The organism is Cyclonatronum sp., from assembly GCF_022565315.1.
GTDB lineage: Bacteria > Bacteroidota > Rhodothermia > Balneolales > Cyclonatronaceae > Cyclonatronum.
Map to the genome: position 1 here is coordinate 24,982 of NZ_JAIUMX010000004.1, position 18,555 is coordinate 43,536.

Genomic DNA, 18,555 nt, shown 5'->3' on the forward strand with positions numbered 1-18,555 from the left:
CACATCTGACACCTCAACACATCAACCAACCAACACACCCACGAGCCTGGCTTTGCCTTTAGGACTGAGCGCTTGATTGTCGCGGCACTGCCGGCACAAATACCGATACCCAGGAGAAAACCATGATCATAGTACCATTAGGGGTTGCATCTGCAACACCAACAGCCAAACGTCACTTATCTTCCGTTGCTTTATGGCGGGATGGGCGCGTTTACCTGTTTGATTGCGGAGAGAATGCTCAAATGCGCGCACTTCAGGCAGGGCTCAAACGCTCAAAAATCGACTACATTTTTATTTCCCATATGGATGGCGACCATTTTTTCGGTTTGCCAGGCCTTATTTCCACCATGCAGCTACAGCGGCGTGAAAATGTTCTCAACATTATCGGGCCTGAAGGTCTGAAAGAGTTTCTGGAAGCAGCTCTTAAAGCAGCAGGTATTGAGTTGACTTTTGAAATTGTGTTCAAGGAATTCAAAGACGGTTTTGAACATGAAATTGTAGTTGACGACCCGGAGTTTTACATTGAAGCACGACCGCTTGAACACAAAAACCTTTGTGTCGGGTACCGGTTTCAGGAAAAAGATAAACCCGGCAAGGTTGATGCAGCCAAAGCTGAATCAATGGGTATCACTGAAGACTGGCAGTATAAGAAACTTAAAGCCGGTGAGGATGTCGAACTGGAAAACGGTACCGTTGTAGCTTCATCTGAAATAGTCGGTGAACCTAAAAAAGGCGACAGTTTTGCCTATGTTACCGATACACTTTTTTCAGTGAATGCGCTTAAACTTGCCTATAAAGCAACTATTCTTTATCACGAAGCTACGTTTGATCAAAATCTTAAGGATAAGGCTGAAGAGACATTTCACTCAACTGCAGAAGACGCAGCAACCATTGCACATAAAGCAGAAGTGCAGCGCCTTGTTATCTCACATTTCTCTGCCAGGTACACCAATCAGTTTGTACTGCTAAAAGAAGCACGCAAAATTTTCCCTGATACATGGGTTGCAACTGAACTTCGCCCTATTATGACCGATCCGGAGCACGAGCGCGGTATTATTAAAGCCAAAATTCAGATCGATACCGCCACACCTGAAAAAGGCAACTATTCCCGGTCCGGCTATAAAGGCGGTGGCGACAGAGGTAAGTATTTCCGTCCGAGAAAAAGATTTGACCAGGATTCCGGCGGCGGATATCGCGGTGGTGGCGGCGGCCGTGGTGGCTATGATAATCGCGGAAGAGGGCCAAGCCGGCCTTACGATAACCGTGGCGGAGGCAGCAGCCGCCCATATGATAATCGCGGCGGAGGAGGAAGACCCTACGACAACCGCGGCGGCGGCGGAAGACCTTACGATAACCGCAGCGGTGGAAGTGGGGGCGGTTTCAGGCGCGATTATGATGACAGAGGCGGCAGCCGTCCGTATGATAACCGCGGCGGCGGCAGACCATATGATAACCGCAGCAGTGGCTCAAGCCGCCCTTATGATGACCGGGGCAGCCGTCCGTACGATAACCGCGGCCCGCGCGAATGGGATAACAGAGATAACCGCGATAATCGTGGTGCACCTCCCCGAGATTACGACAACCGGAACCGTCGTTTTGAAAACCGCGATACACGCGATACACGGGACTCCCGCGATGACCGCTTCGAACGCCGTAACCGAGACACACAGAGTCGTGACCGAAACAATACCGGAAAGGATTTTGACAAAGACATGGATCAGTCAAAACTTCCGATAAAACCCCGTACCCCTTACGACGATTTTGACCGCTTCTAAACAAAAGCAAAAATCTGATTCTAAAGCCGTCGATTCAACACTGATTCGACGGCTTTATCAGTTTCTGAAGCCCTACAAATGGTACCTCGTTCTTGCTTTGGTACTCACACTCGTTGTCTCCTTTTCAGGGCCCCTGCGACCATTTCTGATTCAGATTGCTATTGATGATTACATAGCAACCGGCGATGTACCCGGTCTCACTAAAATAGTACTCTTTATTTTCGGGGTGCTGGTTGTTGAAAGTGTACTCATGGTGGGCGTAACTTTTATAACCCGCTGGATCGGTCAGGGCGCGCTTCTTTCTTTAAGGAATGCCGTATTTGAAAAAATTCAGTCGTTACACGTTCAGTTCTTCGACCGAAACCCAATCGGAAAGCTCATCACCCGAACCACTAACGATATTGAAGCCCTGAGTGATTTGCTTTCTTCCGGGGTTGTGAACATCATCGGTGATCTTTTCCGAATATTTTTCATTCTGCTGTTCATGTTCGCCATGAGCTGGGAACTCACACTGGTTTCCATAAGCATATTACCGGTTCTTTTCTATGCAACCTTTTGGTTTAAATCTAAAGTAAGGGTAGCCTTTTTAGACATTCGCGACTGGATTGCACGGCTCAACTCTTTTGTGCAGGAACACATCAACGGGATGAGCATTGTACAGCTATTCGGCCGTGAAAAGAAAGAAATGCAAAAGTTCAGTGCAATTAATAATGAACACAAAGCGGCACATATCCGCACAATCTTTTATTTTGCTGTATTCTGGCCTATTGTTGAAGTGCTTTCCAGTCTTGCAATGGCACTTGTAATCTGGTACGGTGGTGCAAGCGTGTTATCCGGCACACTTACTTTCGGCATACTCGTTGCTTTTATTCAATATGTGCGTTTATTTTTCCTGCCCATTCGGGACTTGTCTGATAAGTTCAATACCCTTCAAAGTGCGCTTGCATCATCAGAACGGATTTTTAGCGTGATGGATGAGGAAAATGAAGTTAAAGAAGTATCACATCCCATCACCCTGAAACCCAAATCGCACGATATTAGCTTCCGGAATGTATCTTTCAAATATCTTGAGGATGGTGAGCAAATTCTGCGGAATGTCAGTTTTTCAGTTAATGACGGGGAAACGGTAGCTGTAGTTGGTGCAACAGGCTCTGGGAAAACAACCCTCATCAATTTGCTGATGCGTTTTTATGATATCAAAGAAGGGGAGATAGTGATTGACGGGCATAACATCAAAAACTACGCCCTCAGTTGTCTCAGGCGATGTTTCGGACTCGTTTTGCAGGATAATGCCCTGTTTTCAGGCTCAGTTTATGACAATGTTACCCTGGGCAACCAAAATATAAGTTTGGAACAGGTTGTTGCTGCTGCAAGAGCTGTTGAAGCAGACCGCTTCATCGAAAAATTACCCGGCGGGTATAATTTCGTACTTCATGAACGGGGTGCTTCCCTTTCGATGGGGCAGCGTCAGCTGTTGTGTTTCATGCGCGCGCTCGTTTACAACCCCGGTGTTCTCATTCTTGATGAGGCTACCTCAAACGTTGATTCTGAAACGGAAGCACTGGTAACCAATGCCATTGATACCCTCCTGAAAAACAGAACCTCTATCGTTATTGCTCACAGGCTTGCAACCATACAGCATGCCGATAAAATACTTGTGATGCATAAAGGCGAAATAAGGGAGCAGGGCACCCATCAGCAGCTCATCAAAAAGCGTGACGGAATTTACCGCAGGCTGTACGAACTTCAGTATAAAGATCAGGCTGCCTGAACCTGATCTTTGAATTTATCTATTTGAGCATCAGGCAACCCAAATAAGCAATCAAACCAAAAACAGACGTTAAAATTATGAAAACAGCATTTTTGACCACCCAACACGGAGTAATGAAAATTGAGTTTTTCGAAAAAGATGCTCCCGGCACCGTTGCCAATTTTGTTAAACTTTCAGAAGAGGGCTTCTACGACGGACTCACCTTTCACAGAGTAATTCCGGGTTTTGTAGTTCAGGGCGGATGCCCTAAAGGAACCGGAGTTGGCGGCCCGGGCTACAAGATCAAGTGCGAACTCGACGGCGGAAATCAGTACCACGACCGCGGAGTTTTGTCGATGGCTCATGCCGGGCGCGATACCGGCGGCTCACAGTTTTTTATCTGTCATAATCGCGATAATACCGCTCACCTCGACCGCAGGCATACTGTATTCGGAAAGGTAACCGAAAACGTAGATATTGTTGATAAAATAAAAGCGGGCGATAAAATCGAAAAAATTGAAATCAGAGAAGAAGAGTAAACCCCGCAACTTAATCAGCAAGGCCGGCCTCTGAAACCCTGTTATCAGTAATTAAGCCTGCATAGCGATAATCAGCATGCTTTTTTCGCTGACAGCGACCGAATAAAAACATATTTTTTGTATTTTATGCCATTCATTTAGCCGGCCTTCTTTAATCACTATTTTCAGAATTACCAATTCGCTATTGTTCGGTTCATTCAATGGGCAAAGTTCTTAGAAATTTTGCTCATTCACTCACCTAATAAGCTGTTTCAGAACAACTATTTATGCAACATAAATCATCTGCTGAAATCAGGCAGGAATTTCTTGACTTCTTTGCTGCCAAAGAACACGCTATTACGGCAAGTGCACCGGTAGTGCCGCAGGACGATCCGACCCTGCTGTTTACTAATGCAGGTATGAATCAATTCAAACCAATTTTTTTGGGTGAACAGCAAACTTATGCTCAGGACGGGCGGCATTGGTCGAGAGCTGCCAACACCCAAAAATGTATCCGTGTAAGTGGCAAACACAACGATCTCGAAGAAGTCGGTATCGACACCTATCATCACACGCTTTTCGAGATGCTGGGGAACTGGTCTTTTGGAGATTATTTCAAGAAAGAAGCCATTTCCTGGGCCTGGGAACTCCTGGTGGAACAATGGGGCCTTGATTCCGGCAGGCTTTACGCAACCGTATTTGGTGGTGATGAACAGGACGGTCTGCCTGTTGATGAGGAAGCCATTGCGCTCTGGAAGGAAGTAACCTCAATAAAGCCGGAACACATTCTTCGGTTTGGCAAAAAAGACAACTTCTGGGAAATGGGAGATACAGGCCCGTGCGGTCCATGTTCTGAAATTCATGTTGATCTACGCTCCGATGAGGAGCGTGCCAAAGTGGACGGTGCAACCCTCGTTAATGCTGACGATCCCCGCGTGATGGAAATCTGGAACCTGGTTTTCATTCAGTTTAACCGGCAGGCTGACGGCAGCCTGCACAAGCTGCCTGCACAGCACGTTGATACCGGTATGGGTTTTGAACGCATTTGCGCCGTGCTTCAGGGGAAAAAGTCAAATTACGATTCAGACGTATTTCAGCCACTCATTCAGGAGATTGCAGGTCTGGCGGAAAAAACATACGGAGAGAATGAAAAAACGGATATCGCTATTCGTGTTATCGCCGACCACATCCGTGCCGTATCTTTTGGTGTTGCAGACGGCGCCTCACCTTCTAACGACGGGCGCGGTTACGTTATCCGTCGTATTCTGCGCCGTGCGGTTCGCTACGGCTGGGACGTTCTCGAACTGCGGGAACCCTTCATGCATAAATTAGTACCCGGTATAGGTAAAGTTTTTGAGCATGTTTTCCCTGAGCTTCAGGCGCAGCTTGCCTACGTAACCTCTGTTATCAAAGCAGAAGAAGACAGTTTTCTGAAAACCCTGGGGCAGGGGATAAGCCTCTTTGAACAGCTTGCTGAGGGTTCAGAACTTATTTCCGGCGAACAGGCTTTTAAACTCCACGATACCTATGGTTTCCCGATTGACCTAACGCGCCTTATGGCACGTGAACGGGGTATCAGCGTTGATGTAGCTGGTTTTGACCGGCTGATGCAGCAGCAAAAAGAGCGTGCAAGAAGTGCCGGACGTTTTCAGGCTGAAGCAGCCGGCGTGCAGCACTGGACCTTCAGTAAAGGGTACGATGAACTTCCGCCTACCTTGTTTACCGGGTATGATGAATTTGTTTCTGAATGCAAGCTAATTGCATGGCGCCCAACAGCTGAGGAAGGTTCATTTCAGATTGTTCTGAACCGTACACCCTTTTATGCTGAAAGCGGCGGACAGATAGCTGATACCGGAGTACTGCGTTTTGGTGATACAAGCATTCAGGTATTCGATGTTCGTAAAAAAGATGATGTTTACTTCCATTTCACCCGAACCGCTCCGCCCGAAGGTGCCACTGCCTGTGTAGCAGAGATTGATGCCGGCCTTCGTACTGAAATCCAGAAAAATCACACCGCTACTCACCTTGTTCATGCCATCCTGCGACAGGAACTTGGAAATCATGTTGCTCAGAAGGGTTCGCTTGTTTCCGCAGATAAACTCCGTTTCGACTTCTCTCATTTTGAGGCCGTAACACAGGAACAGCTCGATACCATTGAAGAGCAGGTCAACAAAAAGATTCAGGAAAACATCCCCCTCACCGATGAGCGTGAAGTACCGATAGAAGAAGCCCGTTCCCGCGGCGCTATGATGCTGTTCGGCGAGAAGTACGGTGATTTTGTAAGAGTTGTGACCTTTGATCCCGCTTTTTCAGCAGAGCTCTGTGGCGGCACACATGTGAAGGCTACCGGCGAGATCGGCTATTTTCGATTTGTCTCTGAATCAAGCGTGGCCTCAGGTATCCGACGGATTGAAGCGGTAACAGGTCTTCAGGCCGATGCACTTCTAAGAACGGAGAAACAAACGCTTGCAGGCCTGAAAAAAGCTGCCGGAGCCGGAAAAGATCCGCTTGATTTTGTGGACGAGCTGTTGCTCGAGCGCAAAAATCTTCTCAAGGAGCTGAAAGAGCTGAAGATGGAGCTTGCTGGTGCAGGGCTTGAACAGCTGCTTAATAAAGGTGAAGTCATTTCTGAAAACGTTACTCTCATAAAAGGCATCATCGAGGGATCTGACATGAATCAGCTTAAGCAGCTTGGTTATGAGGTACTGAACCGCAGGGCTTCCGCTACTGTTTGTTTACTCGGAACAGCCGATAAGGAAAACGGCAAAGTATTTATCATGGCTTGTGTTACCGATGACCTCATTCAAAAAGGCCTGAAGGCCGGAGCGCTTGTTGGTGCTGTTGCAAAACTTGTAGGCGGAGGGGGCGGCGGTCAGCCTAACCTTGCTACAGCCGGAGGAAAGAAACCGGAAAAGCTGCAGGAAGCACTTGATAAAGCAACGGATATTATCAACAGCTTTATTCAAAAATAAAAATATAAAAAACGGGCCGTTTTGGGATTGCCCGAGAACTGAAAACTGATCATTAGTTAACCCTAACCAATATATTCCTGAAATTATGGCAAAAAAAGCCGATGAAGGGTTTACACCCACAGGGAAGGTTTACAAGAGCACAACGCTTCCTAAACCTACAACCAAAAATCACAAGGACTTAGGTATAAAAGATGAACAGCTTCCGGAAATTTACCGGAACATGTACTTGCAGCGCCGTTTTGAAGAACGGGCAGCACAAATGTATCAAAAAGGAAAATTCGGTGGTTTCCTTCACCTTTACATTGGTCAGGAAGCCGTTTCAGCAAGCACGGTACACGTGCTGAATGATGATGATGATATTATCAGTGCCTACCGGGTGCACGGCCTTGCACTCGCACGGGGCACAAGTCCGAATGCGTGCATGGCCGAGCTCTTTGGAAAGGTGACCGGCTGCTCAAAAGGTAAAGGCGGCTCCATGCACTTTTTTGATGTTGAAAAACACTTCTGGGGCGGCCACGCGATTGTTGGGGCACATATTCCGCTTGGCGCCGGTCTGGCGATGGCCAATAAATACCAGGGTAACGGGCGTATTGCAATTTGTTTCTTCGGCGACGGCGCGGTAGATCAGGGTTCTTTAAACGAGACCTTCAACATGGCCCAGCTCTGGAAGCTTCCCGTAATTTTCGTGGTTGAAAACAACGGTTACTCAATGGGTACAGCCGTTGAGCGCCATTCGGCCGGTCAGCTCCACAAGAGGGGCGAGGCCTACGGCATGAAAAACGGCGTTGCCAACGGCATGGATTTCTTCTCTATGGTTGATACACTCTCTGATATTGCGAAAGAAGTCCGCGAAACCAATGAGCCCTACTTCCTTGAGGTAAAAACCTACCGCTACAGAGGTCATTCAATGAGTGATCCCGGTAATTACCGCACCAAGGAAGAGCTCGAAGAATTCCGCTCATTCGACCCTATCGAGCGCCTGAAGACCTACATGTTCGAAAACAAGCTTGTAAGTGAAGAAGAGATCAAAAGCATCGAGGATGAAATCAACAAAGAAGTGCTCGATGCCATCGACTTCGCCGAAGAAAGCGAGTTTCCGCCGGCTTCCGACCTGTACGAGCATGTTTATGTGCAGGAAGACTTCCCGTTCCATACCTAATCATCACGACAAATTCAGAAGGGAGAATAGAATCTAATGTCTGTTAAACAATTCAGAGATGCCATCCGCGAAGCGATGGTAGAAGAAATGCGCCGTGATGAAAGTATCATCATCATGGGAGAGGAAGTAGCCGAGTACGACGGAGCCTACAAGGTTACACAGGGTATGCTCGAAGAATTCGGCCTGCGCCGTGTAATCGATACACCCATTTCGGAACTCGGTTTTTCCGGTATCGGTGCAGGTGCAGCTATGAACGGCCTACGGCCTATTATCGAATTTATGACCTTCAATTTTGCTGTTGTGGGTATAGATCAGATCCTGAACAACGCAGCCAAAATCCGGTACATGAGCGGCGGACAGGTAAAGTTTCCGATGGTTTTCCGCGGCCCGAACGCCTCAGCGGGTCAGCTCGGAGCTACGCACTCCGTTGCCTATGAAAGCCTGTATGCCCACATTCCGGGCCTGAAAGTGATGTACCCTTCCGAGCCCTACGATGCCAAAGGCATGCTCAAAACCGCTATCCGCGACGACGACCCGGTTATCTTTCTTGAATCCGAGCAGATGTACGCTATGAAACAGGAAGTGCCGGACGAAGAATACCTCATTCCGTTTGGCGTCGGTAAAATCAAGCGCGAAGGCGATGATGTTACCATTGTTGCACACGGCAAGATGTATCATATCGCTCAGCAGGCGGCAAAAGAACTTGCCAAAGACGGTATCGAAGCCGAGGTAATCGACCCCCGCTGCATGAAGCCCTTTGATTTTAAGATGGTGATAGAATCCATCAAAAAAACCAACCGTTGTGTAATTGTGGATGAATCCCATCCTTTTGCAGGTATGGCCGCTGAGATCGGATTCGTAATTCAGCGGGATGCATTCGACTACCTCGATGCACCTGTTCAGCGTGTAACCATCCCCGATGTGCCGGCACCATTCGCCAAGAATCTGTTCGATCTCTGGCTGCCCGGCCCTAAACAAGTAATTGACGCGGTGAAAGCCGTGACCTATAAAAACTAATCACCGCTAAAGCTAAGGATTGCAGTTATGGCTATAGTTATTGATATGCCCAAACTCAGTGACACCATGGAAGAGGGTGTTATTGCTAAATGGAATGTGAAAGAAGGAGACAAGGTAAGCTCAGGCGACATCATCGCAGAAGTTGAAACTGATAAGGCTACCATGGATGTAGAAGTTTTTGATGATGGCACTGTGCTTAAGCTTGTGGCATCTGAGGGGGATTCCATCCCGCTTGGCGGCATCATCGCAATTATCGGAGATGAAGGGGAAGACATCAGCGGTTTGCTTGATGGCGGATCCGATTCCAAATCGAAAGAAGCTCCGAAGCAACCAAAAAAGAATGATTCTGAGGCCGAAGAAAAGAAAGATGATAAAGATTTTGATCCGCTGTTCGGCGAACTCGAAGGCGAGGCATCTTCTGAAGAGAAGGTTCCAAACGAAGACGGCGGACGCGTAAAGGCATCGCCACTTGCCCGGAAAATGGCAGAAGAGCAAGGGATTGATCTAAGCAGTGTGAAAGGTTCGGGGCCTAACGGTCGTGTGGTTAAAGCAGATATCGAAGGTTTTGAGGCAAAGGCTGAAGCTCCGAAACCTGAACCCAAAGCAGAACAAAAACAGGCTGCGAAAACGGCCACTGCCCCTGCAGCCAATTATGAGGACATCCCCATCAATCAGATGCGCAAAACGATTGCGCGCCGCCTGAGCGAAAGCATGTTCACGAACCCGCACTTCTACGAGACGATCGATATCGACATGAAGAAAGCGGTTCAGATGCGCGAAAGCCTCAATGCCATGCCTGATGTTAAAGTGAGCTTTAACGACATGGTTGTGAAGGCCTGTGCCGTTGCACTGCGCCGGCATCCGAAAATAAACAGCTCCTGGCTGGGCGATGTAATCCGGATGCACAAAGATGTGCACATTGCCGTTGCAGTTGCTGTAGAAGACGGACTCCTCACGCCGGTAATCCGCGATACTGACAGAAAAGGTTTTGCCGAAATCGGCAATGAAGTGCGTGTGCTTGCCGGTAAAGCCAAAGAGAAAAAGCTTCAGCCGGATCAGATGGAAGGCAGTACCTTTACAATCAGCAATCTCGGCATGTTTGGTATCGAAGAGTTTACGGCCATCATCAACCCGCCAAACGCCTGCATTCTTGCAGTGGGTGCCATTCGTGACGTTCCTGTAATAGAAAACGGTGAAGTTGTACCCGGCAAACGCATGAAAGTAACCCTCTCAAGCGATCACCGCGTAGTTGACGGCGCACTTGCAGCCCAATTCCTGCAAACACTTCGCAGCTTGCTGGAAGAGCCAATGGGGATGCTGCTGTAAGCACAACAAAAATTCACAGACAAACGAAAAGAACACAAAAACAGCCGGAAATCGAAAAAGCATTTCCGGCTGTTTTTTTAACAGGGCCTTATTAACACCTGCAAAATTGGTAAAACAGATTTGTTATTTGTGCCTACTGTTTTACCTTAATACCTGAGTATCTACTTATTACCCTTCATCAAACAAGTACCCCGTGAAATATTTAATCTTGGGTGCCAAAGGTCAGCTTGGGCTGGAGTGGACCAAAAGACTTAGCCGGGAAAACCTGGCATTTACTGCTACAGATTATCAGGAGCTTGATATCTCCGATACCGAAGCAGTTGCTCTTTACCTGGATGAGCACAAGCCAGACGTTGTTCTGAATTGTGCAGCCTATACAAATGTGGATGGCGCTGAATCTGATTTCAAAGCCAATAATTTACTAAATCACAGTGCGCCGGCTGCAATAGCAGAGCTTTGTGATGCAAAGGGAATAGTCTTCGTTCATTATTCGACTGATTATGTCTTTAGCGGTAATATTGAAGACAAGCAGGCTTATCCATTAGGTTATCCGATTGATGCACCCGTAAATCCGGTCAATAAATACGGCGAAGCTAAACTTATGGGAGAGCAGGCTATTCAGCAGTCGGGTAAGAATTATCTGATAATCCGTATCGCATGGCTTTGCAGCGCTTATGGTAAAAATTTTATGAAGACAATGATTCGTTTTGGTTCCGAAAAGCCCAAACTGACCATTGTAAACGATCAGTTTGGTTCACCTACCTTCACCTTCGATGTGGTTGACGCAACGCTCAGAATACTACAGACGCCTGAGCGCGGTATTTTTCATGTTACAACTGAAGGAATGTACTCCTGGTTTGACTTTGCGAACGCCATATTTAATGAAGCTGGTATTAAGGTAGAAACGGAGCCCGTTGGCAGCGATGCCTACCCTATGGTTGCAAAACGCCCTGCTTACTCTAAACTGGATACATCCCGCTTCAAAAAAATAAGCGGGGGCGTATCGTATCACATGGCCGACGGCATAAAACGTGTGCTTAGCGAACTAAACTCATCCTCTTAACATAATCGCCTTATGAAAGTTATTCGAACAGAAATTGACGACGTTGTTTTTATCGAACCCAAAATATTCGGGGATATCAGGGGTTTTTTTACGGAAACTTACCGTAAGAGCTGGTTTGATGAAGCCGGAGTACCCTCCGTATTTGTACAGGATAACCTTTCCCGTTCCAAAAAAGGAACATTGAGGGGGCTTCACTATCAGTTCCGCAACCCGCAGGCCAAGCTTGTGATGGTAACCCGGGGTGAAGTACTTGATGTTGCAGTTGATATACGGAAAGGCTCCCCGACTTTCGGAAAGCATGTGAAGTCCGTTTTGTCTGACGCAAATAAGCGTATGATTTTCATTCCGGAAGGTTTTGCACACGGCTTTGTTGTTCTCAGCGAGGAAGCCGATTTTCAGTACAAATGTTCTGATTATTACGACCCCGCAAGTGAGAGGTCTGTATATTGGAACGACCCGGCAATAGGCATCGATTGGAGCCTTGAAAACCCCATACTGAGTGAAAAAGACAAAACAGCCCGATTGCTGAAAGATGTTCCGGAAGATGAACTGCCCGTTTACAAGGGCCCGCATAACCTTCAACCTTAAATTTCACATCTATGAAACTCCTGATTACCGGCGGCGCCGGCTTTATTGGTTCAAATCTCATTCTGCATCTGCATGAGGCCTATCCTGATTATCACATTCTGAATGCAGATAAACTGACCTATGCCTCAGATCTCACCTATCTTAAGCCTTTGGAAAAGAGTACGCGTTATTCTTTTTCAAAAACAGATATTGTTGACCGGGATGCTGTACGACAGTTGGTCCGTTCGTTTAAGCCCGATGGTATCATCCATTTAGCTGCCGAATCGCATGTAGATAATTCCATTACAGGGCCTGAACCATTTATTCTGACAAACGTGCTTGGCACCTTCAACCTGCTCGAAGAATGCCGCGCTTTCTGGAATGAGAGTGGAAAAGATTTTGGCTCATTTCGCTTTCATCATGTTTCTACTGATGAGGTTTACGGCACTTTAGGCGATACGGGGCTTTTCTCTGAAACTACACCATACGCACCAAACTCTCCTTATTCTGCAAGCAAGGCATCCAGTGATTTTATTGTAAGGTCATACCATCATACCTACGGAATGAATGTTGTAACCACAAACTGCTCCAATAATTACGGCCCGCATCAGCACGATGAAAAGCTTATTCCGGTGGTAATACGAACAGCTCTAAATAAAAAACCAATACCTGTTTACGGTAAAGGTGAAAATATCAGAGACTGGCTCTTTGTAAGGGATCACTGCAAGGCCATCGATATGGTTTTTCATGAAGGCAGAAGCGGTGAAACCTACAATGTAGGGGGCCGGAATGAGTGGAAGAATATTGACCTTGTGAGGGCTATTTGTGATGAGCTAAATGAGCTGGCAGCTAACGGGCCCAACGGAGACTATAAAAACCTTATCACCTTTGTGACCGACCGGCCCGGACATGATCTTCGCTATGCGATAGACGCCACTAAACTGGAAAATGAGCTTGGCTGGCAAAATACGCAGGATTTCCGTCGCGATTTGCGTGAAACAGTTAACTGGTACAAAGTTAAATATGGCTTTTAGCAGGGCAGAACAGCTCTGGCAACCTGTGTTTTACCCCCAAAAGATGCAGAATTGATCTGCATCTTTTTTAATGGCATAAGGATATATACAGGCGAAATCTCCGAAGTCAATTAATTAAGTGCCGGATTTAAATAATAGCGTTAAAACCTTTAAATTAAGTCGGGTGGTAACTTTGCGATACAACCCCCTATTAACTCTACCAATAGCAGTAAATCAAACATTTCATATATGAAAAAAATAATCTACAGTACGCTAACGGCTTTTTTTCTTTTACTATCTGTAAATGAGGTTAATGCGCAATCATTTGGCGCGAAACTTAATTTCGGAACACAAGGAATCGGCTTTGAAGGTATCATGCGCGTTTATGAACCCTTAAATGTTCGTGTAGGGGGCAACTTCCTGAATGCCAGTTACCTGTACGAAACCAGTGCAAGTGACGATTATGATGTTGATGCATCTCTTTCACTTTCAACCTTCTCGGCTTTGTTAGACTGGCATCCGTACAAAACAAGCCTAAGATTGTCAGCAGGTCTTGTGTATAATGCAAATGCCGTAAACACTTCTTTATTGCCAAAAAAATCCTATACAATAGGTGGGGATGTGTATTCACCTGATGAGCTTGGGAATTTAGATGCCGAAGTAACCTTTAGCCCTGTTTCACCATATCTGGGTATTGGTTTTGGAAATGTATTCTCCGGTTCAAGGTTCGGTTTTAACACCGATTTTGGTGTTCTGCTGCATGGAAAACCAGCCGTGAGCCTCACTGCAGATGGCTTACTGTCGCCTTCTGCATCTCAGGCCCCGCAGCTCGAAGAAAATCTTAGCTGGGCAACCCTGTATCCTGTAATTACATTCTCATTTACCTACCGCATCAACTAAGATTATGCAGATGCAGCTTAACTGCATTTATTCCGCAATAATTTATTTTATTTCCAATCTCATTCCCCACGTATTATGACAAACGGCATTAAACTCATTAAAGGAGCCTTATTTACGCTCCTTTTGTCTGCATTATTCTACCTGAGTGGTTGTGATATTACCGACCCTCTTGACGGCATTAAAGTAATACTTGATACAAAAGAACGAGAAACAACGGTTTCTGTAATATTCAGAGATGCCTCCACGAATGAACCAATTGGTTTTTCCGGCGATCAGAATGTTACTATAACACTAACCGGTACTGATGAAGGCCAGGTAATTGACCTTTTAAGCCGTGAGCGGAATTCTTTTGAATCACGCAGAGGATTTGTTTCATTTGCAATTCGTGACGGCCGTACCCCAAGCCGGGAAAACCCGGTTGAGCTTGTGGCTCAGGTAAGTGCCCCGTCAGGTGATTTTATCGCCACAACACAGCGTTTATTCGTAAACACTGTAGGCTCAAATGCATTTGAAATAAGGATGGTGAATAAAAACACTCTCCCGCAGGGGGTAAACGGAGCTTCAGTTGCGGCGATTACTACTGTTTCTTCAGGTGGAGGAACTGTCTCTGATGTAGTATTAAGCGGTGAACAGCTCGGAATGCAAACGCCCCTGACAATCAGAATACCTCAGGGAACCCGTCTCTTTAATGCAAACGGCACAGCCTTGAATGGGGAGCTTTCCGCAGAAGTTTTCCATTTTAACCATAAAGAAAGAGAATCCTTACAAAGCTTTCCTGGTGGGTTAGCTGGTGTGGTTTCAAATTTTGATGAAATTTCCGGCATTCCGGGTGGCCTGATGTCAGATCTGCAAACCGAAGGTGCAACAGTTCACTTTACACCTGCTGGTTTCATGTCGGTGTCTTTCACGATTGGCGGGCAGCTTGTACGTACAGCTGACGGCCTTATGGAGTTTATTATCGGATTACCTGAAGGGGTTTTTAACCGAAGCGGTGAACGCGTTATGGTAGGTTCAAGTGTTCCCATATGGAGCTACGACCGCGACCTGGGTGAGTGGACTTTCGAATTTGAAGCTCAGGTTATGGAAACACCGGCAGATGACCCGGATTTTGGACCCGATTTCCCTCCGATGTACATTTTAGGCCAAACGAATCACTGGTCTTTTTGGAATGCAGCTTATGCAAGCCCCGTATGTAAATCAGGTGTTCAGGTAAATTTAACAGGCCTTCAGATGCCGGCAATTGGCAGGCTATTGCGGACTGATACCGACGAAAATGTATTTATGGGCCTATTCCCATCTGAAGTAGCTTCTGATGGAAGCCGTTTTATTGAGCTGACAAATGTACCGGAAGATATTCCCGGCAGGCTTGAAATACTTGATCTTTTTAACAATGTTATTGCTGAAGTTGATATTCCACAGCTTTGTAATTCTGAACCAGTGAATCTCGATTTGGGCAGTGTATCCGAAACCGTAATTACATTCAGCGGCACCGGTATTTGCCCGGGTAAAGATGTAGAACTCAGGCCCAACATTCCAATTCTGATTAAACCTGATACCGAAGACGGACAGTGGCTGCACGTCGGTAATACAAGGCAAGGGCGCATCACACTTGGAATTCCTGAGCCCGGAACTTATTTATTCGGAACTTACTTTGAAAACCGCTGGTACGAATACAACGTTGACCTTTCCGGTTTCAATGATGGTGATGTTCATGAAGAAACAATTGAACTGCCGGATAACATCTGCAGAGACTTATAACTTCACAATTTATTAATATATAGAACAGCCCCTGTTTTCAGGGGCTGTTCTTTTTAACCCAAACCCAAGCTTCATAATCTTGTTTTATGAGCTGATGAAGTTTGCAATGGGGTGTAGTTTGCGAAAAAGAGACTAAAAGTGACCAAAAAATAAAGTATTTTAAGCCCATCTACCTTAAGAAAAATTATTCAGGGGCTCATCTTTATATTCTGCGGCACAATAGAAGCCTGTTGACATATGAACTTCTGTATATTAACCTGTGAAACAAATCCGAATGCATCGTATGAATACCGGAAGAACACCTGCGGAACTGCTCGAAAATATACCGGCTCTTACATTTTGTGTTTTTCTGGAAGAATCCGGACAGAAATTGACCTTTGATTCTTTTAATCAGAATCCGGGTATTATTTTTTCATCGACTACTGATAAACCCGAAAAGGAACTTTCGGCATATATCAACGGCGAAGATCTGCCTGAAGTAATTGATGAAATAAAAAACGCCATCGGTCAGAATACCCAGCGAAGTGCCGAGTTCAGAGTTGCAGGAAGTGAGTCGGAATGGATGGAAATCTCAGTGTCGCCGGGCGGTAAAGCCGAAAACTCACAAATGGCTTACGGGCTGATAAAAAAAGCAGGCAAAGCCAGGCTTGCACTCAGAGAAAGTGAAGAAAAACTACAGGGGTTAAATGAGCTGCACAGTTTGATTAACCGATTTGCATCCATGCTGATTCAGACAGGGGTACACGGTCTGCATGATGCCATCAATGAAACTCTTCGCATCTTAGGCGAATATGCTAATGTGGACCGCGTATATATTTTTGAACATCAGGAAATTAGTGACACAGTTGACAATACTTTTGAATGGTGTGCTGAAGGCATAAACCCCGAAATTGATAATCTCATCGGCATTCCTTTTGATGCGGTTCCTAAGTGGAAGGAGAAATTCGGAAAGAAAGAGTATGTTTATATTCCTAAAGTGTCTGAAATTCCGCCTGAATATCATGTAGAACGAGAAATACTTGAACCGCAAGGAATTATTTCGCTTCTTGCAATCCCCATGTTTTATGGGGAAGACTTTGTAGGGTTCATAGGTTTTGATTCGGTTCGCAAACAGCGCGTTTGGTCAGAAGAACACATATCACTGCTAAGGCTGGCGGGTGATATAATTGCTGGTTCAATTTTCAGGGAACATTTCGAAAAAGCTATTCTGGAAGCACAGCGAAAAGCTGAAGAAGCAAACAGAGCAAAATCAGAGTTCCTCGCTAATATGAGCCATGAAATTCGTACACCGATGAATGCCATCCTCGGATTCAGCGAGATATTGCTCAATACGACTGATGACGAACGAAACAAAGGATATCTTTCTACAATCATGAGTAGCGGAAGAACACTGCTATCACTCATAAATGATATCCTCGACCTGTCAAAAATTGAATCAGGTCAGCTTGAAGTTCAGGAAGAACCGCTTAATATCCATAATATTCTGAATGAAATGATTCAGGTATTTTCCAATAAAGCGGATGATAAAAAACTTACAATCGACCTTGATATTTCAGATACTTTGCCGTCAATAGTGCTGCTTGATGACGTAAGGCTTCGGCAGATTCTGTTTAATCTGATTGGCAACGCAATTAAATTTACGACGGAAGGCGGTATCGTAATCCGTGCACACGCCAAGCCGGGGGAAATAACAAATGATCTTTACGACATCTCCCTTGAAATACAAGATTCAGGCATCGGTATCGGTGAAGAGTTTCACGAGAGTATTTTTGATTCCTTTTTCCAGGTAGAGAGTGATAATACCCGAAAATACGGGGGAACCGGTCTCGGGCTTGCTATCACCAAAAAACTGGTAATGATGCTTGGCGGTGAAATTCGTATCGAAAGTGAAATTGGCAAAGGAAGCAACTTTATAGTGGTGTTTCACGATGTTGAAACCTCAAATGTTGAACCCGTTAAAACACAAAATTTTAATTGGTCGGTCAAAGAGGTCACATTCAAACCGGTAAAACTTCTACTCGTTGATGATGTCGTCTTCAACAGAGATTTGGTAAAAAGCTTTTTGGTAGGGTTTGAAAACGTAAATCTCATACAGGCAACTAATGGACAGGCCGGGGTTGATAAAGCTCTCGAAATTAAGCCGGACCTGATTTTGATGGATCTTCGAATGCCCGTAAAAAACGGTTATGAAGCTACAAAAGAACTTAAATCAGACCCCCGAACAAACAAGATACCGATAGTTGCCTTTACTGCCTCTTCTATGAAACACGATGAGGACCGCATTGCAGATCTTTTTGACGGATTCCTGAGAAAACCCGTTTCACGGGATGAGCTTATTAATGTTCTTGTTCAGCATCTGCCAAATGAAATAAAAAGAAAGAGCACAATTGAGGAGGATGTTATGCTGCAGAGCAAGCAGCGTTCATCCGATTCGTCTGAGTCCTTGCCTGTCTTAAGTGTCGCCAAGGCTCAGTCTTTCATTTCGCTTTTCGACAAGAAAGCTGTTAAGCATCTCGATGATTTACTTCAGTTTATGGATACTGATTTGCTTGCAGAATTTTTAGACGAGCTGGAGGAAATTTGTGAACAGGTTGGAATCTCACATTTCGAATCATTAGTTATTGCTCTTAAAAGCGACGCAGAAAGATTCGATTTTGAAAATTTTTCAAGAAACATCGAAAAGCTGAATGCGACAATTATTAATATCAGAAATCTCGTATAGCAATTTTATCTTAAG

13 protein-coding genes are annotated in these 18,555 nt (G+C 45.7%); all 13 read left to right on the forward strand.

Going from position 1 to position 18,555, the window contains the following annotated elements; all coding sequences use genetic code 11:
* Positions 1–122: 122 nt before the first annotated feature.
* Positions 123–1,775: a ribonuclease Z gene (gene rnz, locus LAT75_RS01670; protein ID WP_291480877.1), complete on the forward strand. Its 1,653-nt coding sequence runs from the start codon at positions 123–125 to the stop codon at positions 1,773–1,775.
* Positions 1,762–3,546, forward strand: coding sequence for an ABC transporter ATP-binding protein (locus LAT75_RS01675; RefSeq protein WP_291480878.1), 1,785 nt, complete (start codon positions 1,762–1,764; stop codon positions 3,544–3,546). The genes rnz and LAT75_RS01675 overlap by 14 nt, the downstream gene beginning before the upstream one ends.
* Before the next feature lie 77 nt (positions 3,547–3,623).
* Complete coding sequence (locus LAT75_RS01680; protein WP_291480879.1) at positions 3,624–4,064, forward strand: peptidylprolyl isomerase; 441 nt, start codon at positions 3,624–3,626, stop codon at positions 4,062–4,064.
* 266 nt (positions 4,065–4,330) lie between these two features.
* Positions 4,331–7,015 (forward strand): alanine--tRNA ligase, encoded by a 2,685-nt coding sequence (gene alaS, locus LAT75_RS01685; protein ID WP_291480880.1) that lies wholly within the window; start codon positions 4,331–4,333, stop codon positions 7,013–7,015.
* 85 nt (positions 7,016–7,100) lie between these two features.
* Positions 7,101–8,174, forward strand: a complete 1,074-nt coding sequence (pdhA, locus tag LAT75_RS01690; protein ID WP_291480881.1) for a pyruvate dehydrogenase (acetyl-transferring) E1 component subunit alpha — start codon at positions 7,101–7,103, stop codon at positions 8,172–8,174.
* Between the two features lie 36 nt (positions 8,175–8,210).
* The gene (locus LAT75_RS01695; RefSeq protein WP_291480882.1) at positions 8,211–9,191 is read left to right on the forward strand and encodes a pyruvate dehydrogenase complex E1 component subunit beta; all 981 of its coding nucleotides are present in this window, start codon (positions 8,211–8,213) and stop codon (positions 9,189–9,191) included.
* A 27-nt stretch (positions 9,192–9,218) separates the two neighbouring features.
* Positions 9,219–10,517, forward strand: coding sequence for a pyruvate dehydrogenase complex dihydrolipoamide acetyltransferase (locus tag LAT75_RS01700; protein ID WP_291480883.1), 1,299 nt, complete (start codon positions 9,219–9,221; stop codon positions 10,515–10,517).
* Between the two features lie 193 nt (positions 10,518–10,710).
* Entirely contained in the window at positions 10,711–11,580 is an 870-nt protein-coding gene (gene rfbD, locus LAT75_RS01705) for a dTDP-4-dehydrorhamnose reductase (protein ID WP_291480884.1), read from the forward strand.
* A 12-nt stretch (positions 11,581–11,592) separates the two neighbouring features.
* Positions 11,593–12,168 (forward strand): dTDP-4-dehydrorhamnose 3,5-epimerase, encoded by a 576-nt coding sequence (gene rfbC / locus LAT75_RS01710; protein ID WP_291480885.1) that lies wholly within the window; start codon positions 11,593–11,595, stop codon positions 12,166–12,168.
* A gap of 11 nt (positions 12,169–12,179) precedes the next feature.
* Positions 12,180–13,181, forward strand: a complete 1,002-nt coding sequence (rfbB, locus tag LAT75_RS01715) for a dTDP-glucose 4,6-dehydratase (protein WP_291480886.1) — start codon at positions 12,180–12,182, stop codon at positions 13,179–13,181.
* Positions 13,182–13,409: 228 nt separating this feature from the next.
* Entirely contained in the window at positions 13,410–14,060 is a 651-nt protein-coding gene (locus LAT75_RS01720; RefSeq protein ID WP_291480887.1) for a hypothetical protein, read from the forward strand.
* A 75-nt stretch (positions 14,061–14,135) separates the two neighbouring features.
* Complete coding sequence (locus tag LAT75_RS01725) at positions 14,136–15,818, forward strand: hypothetical protein (protein WP_291480888.1); 1,683 nt, start codon at positions 14,136–14,138, stop codon at positions 15,816–15,818.
* Positions 15,819–16,077: 259 nt separating this feature from the next.
* Positions 16,078–18,540 (forward strand): GAF domain-containing hybrid sensor histidine kinase/response regulator, encoded by a 2,463-nt coding sequence (locus tag LAT75_RS01730; RefSeq protein WP_291480889.1) that lies wholly within the window; start codon positions 16,078–16,080, stop codon positions 18,538–18,540.
* The last annotated feature ends 15 nt before the right edge of the window (positions 18,541–18,555 follow it).

Excerpts from the sequence above, each read along its gene's own strand:
- rfbB (WP_291480886.1), top strand. The coding sequence starts at position 12,180 with ATGAAACTCCTGATTACCGGCGGCGCCGGCTTTATTGGTTCAAATCTC.
- LAT75_RS01725 (WP_291480888.1), top strand. The coding sequence starts at position 14,136 with ATGACAAACGGCATTAAACTCATTAAAGGAGCCTTATTTACGCTCCTT.
- LAT75_RS01680 (WP_291480879.1), top strand. The coding sequence starts at position 3,624 with ATGAAAACAGCATTTTTGACCACCCAACACGGAGTAATGAAAATTGAG.
- rnz (WP_291480877.1), top strand. The coding sequence starts at position 123 with ATGATCATAGTACCATTAGGGGTTGCATCTGCAACACCAACAGCCAAA.
- LAT75_RS01695 (WP_291480882.1), top strand. The coding sequence starts at position 8,211 with ATGTCTGTTAAACAATTCAGAGATGCCATCCGCGAAGCGATGGTAGAA.
- LAT75_RS01720 (WP_291480887.1), top strand. The coding sequence starts at position 13,410 with ATGAAAAAAATAATCTACAGTACGCTAACGGCTTTTTTTCTTTTACTA.
- rfbC (WP_291480885.1), top strand. The coding sequence starts at position 11,593 with ATGAAAGTTATTCGAACAGAAATTGACGACGTTGTTTTTATCGAACCC.
- LAT75_RS01700 (WP_291480883.1), top strand. The coding sequence starts at position 9,219 with ATGGCTATAGTTATTGATATGCCCAAACTCAGTGACACCATGGAAGAG.
- pdhA (WP_291480881.1), top strand. The coding sequence starts at position 7,101 with ATGGCAAAAAAAGCCGATGAAGGGTTTACACCCACAGGGAAGGTTTAC.
- alaS (WP_291480880.1), top strand. The coding sequence starts at position 4,331 with ATGCAACATAAATCATCTGCTGAAATCAGGCAGGAATTTCTTGACTTC.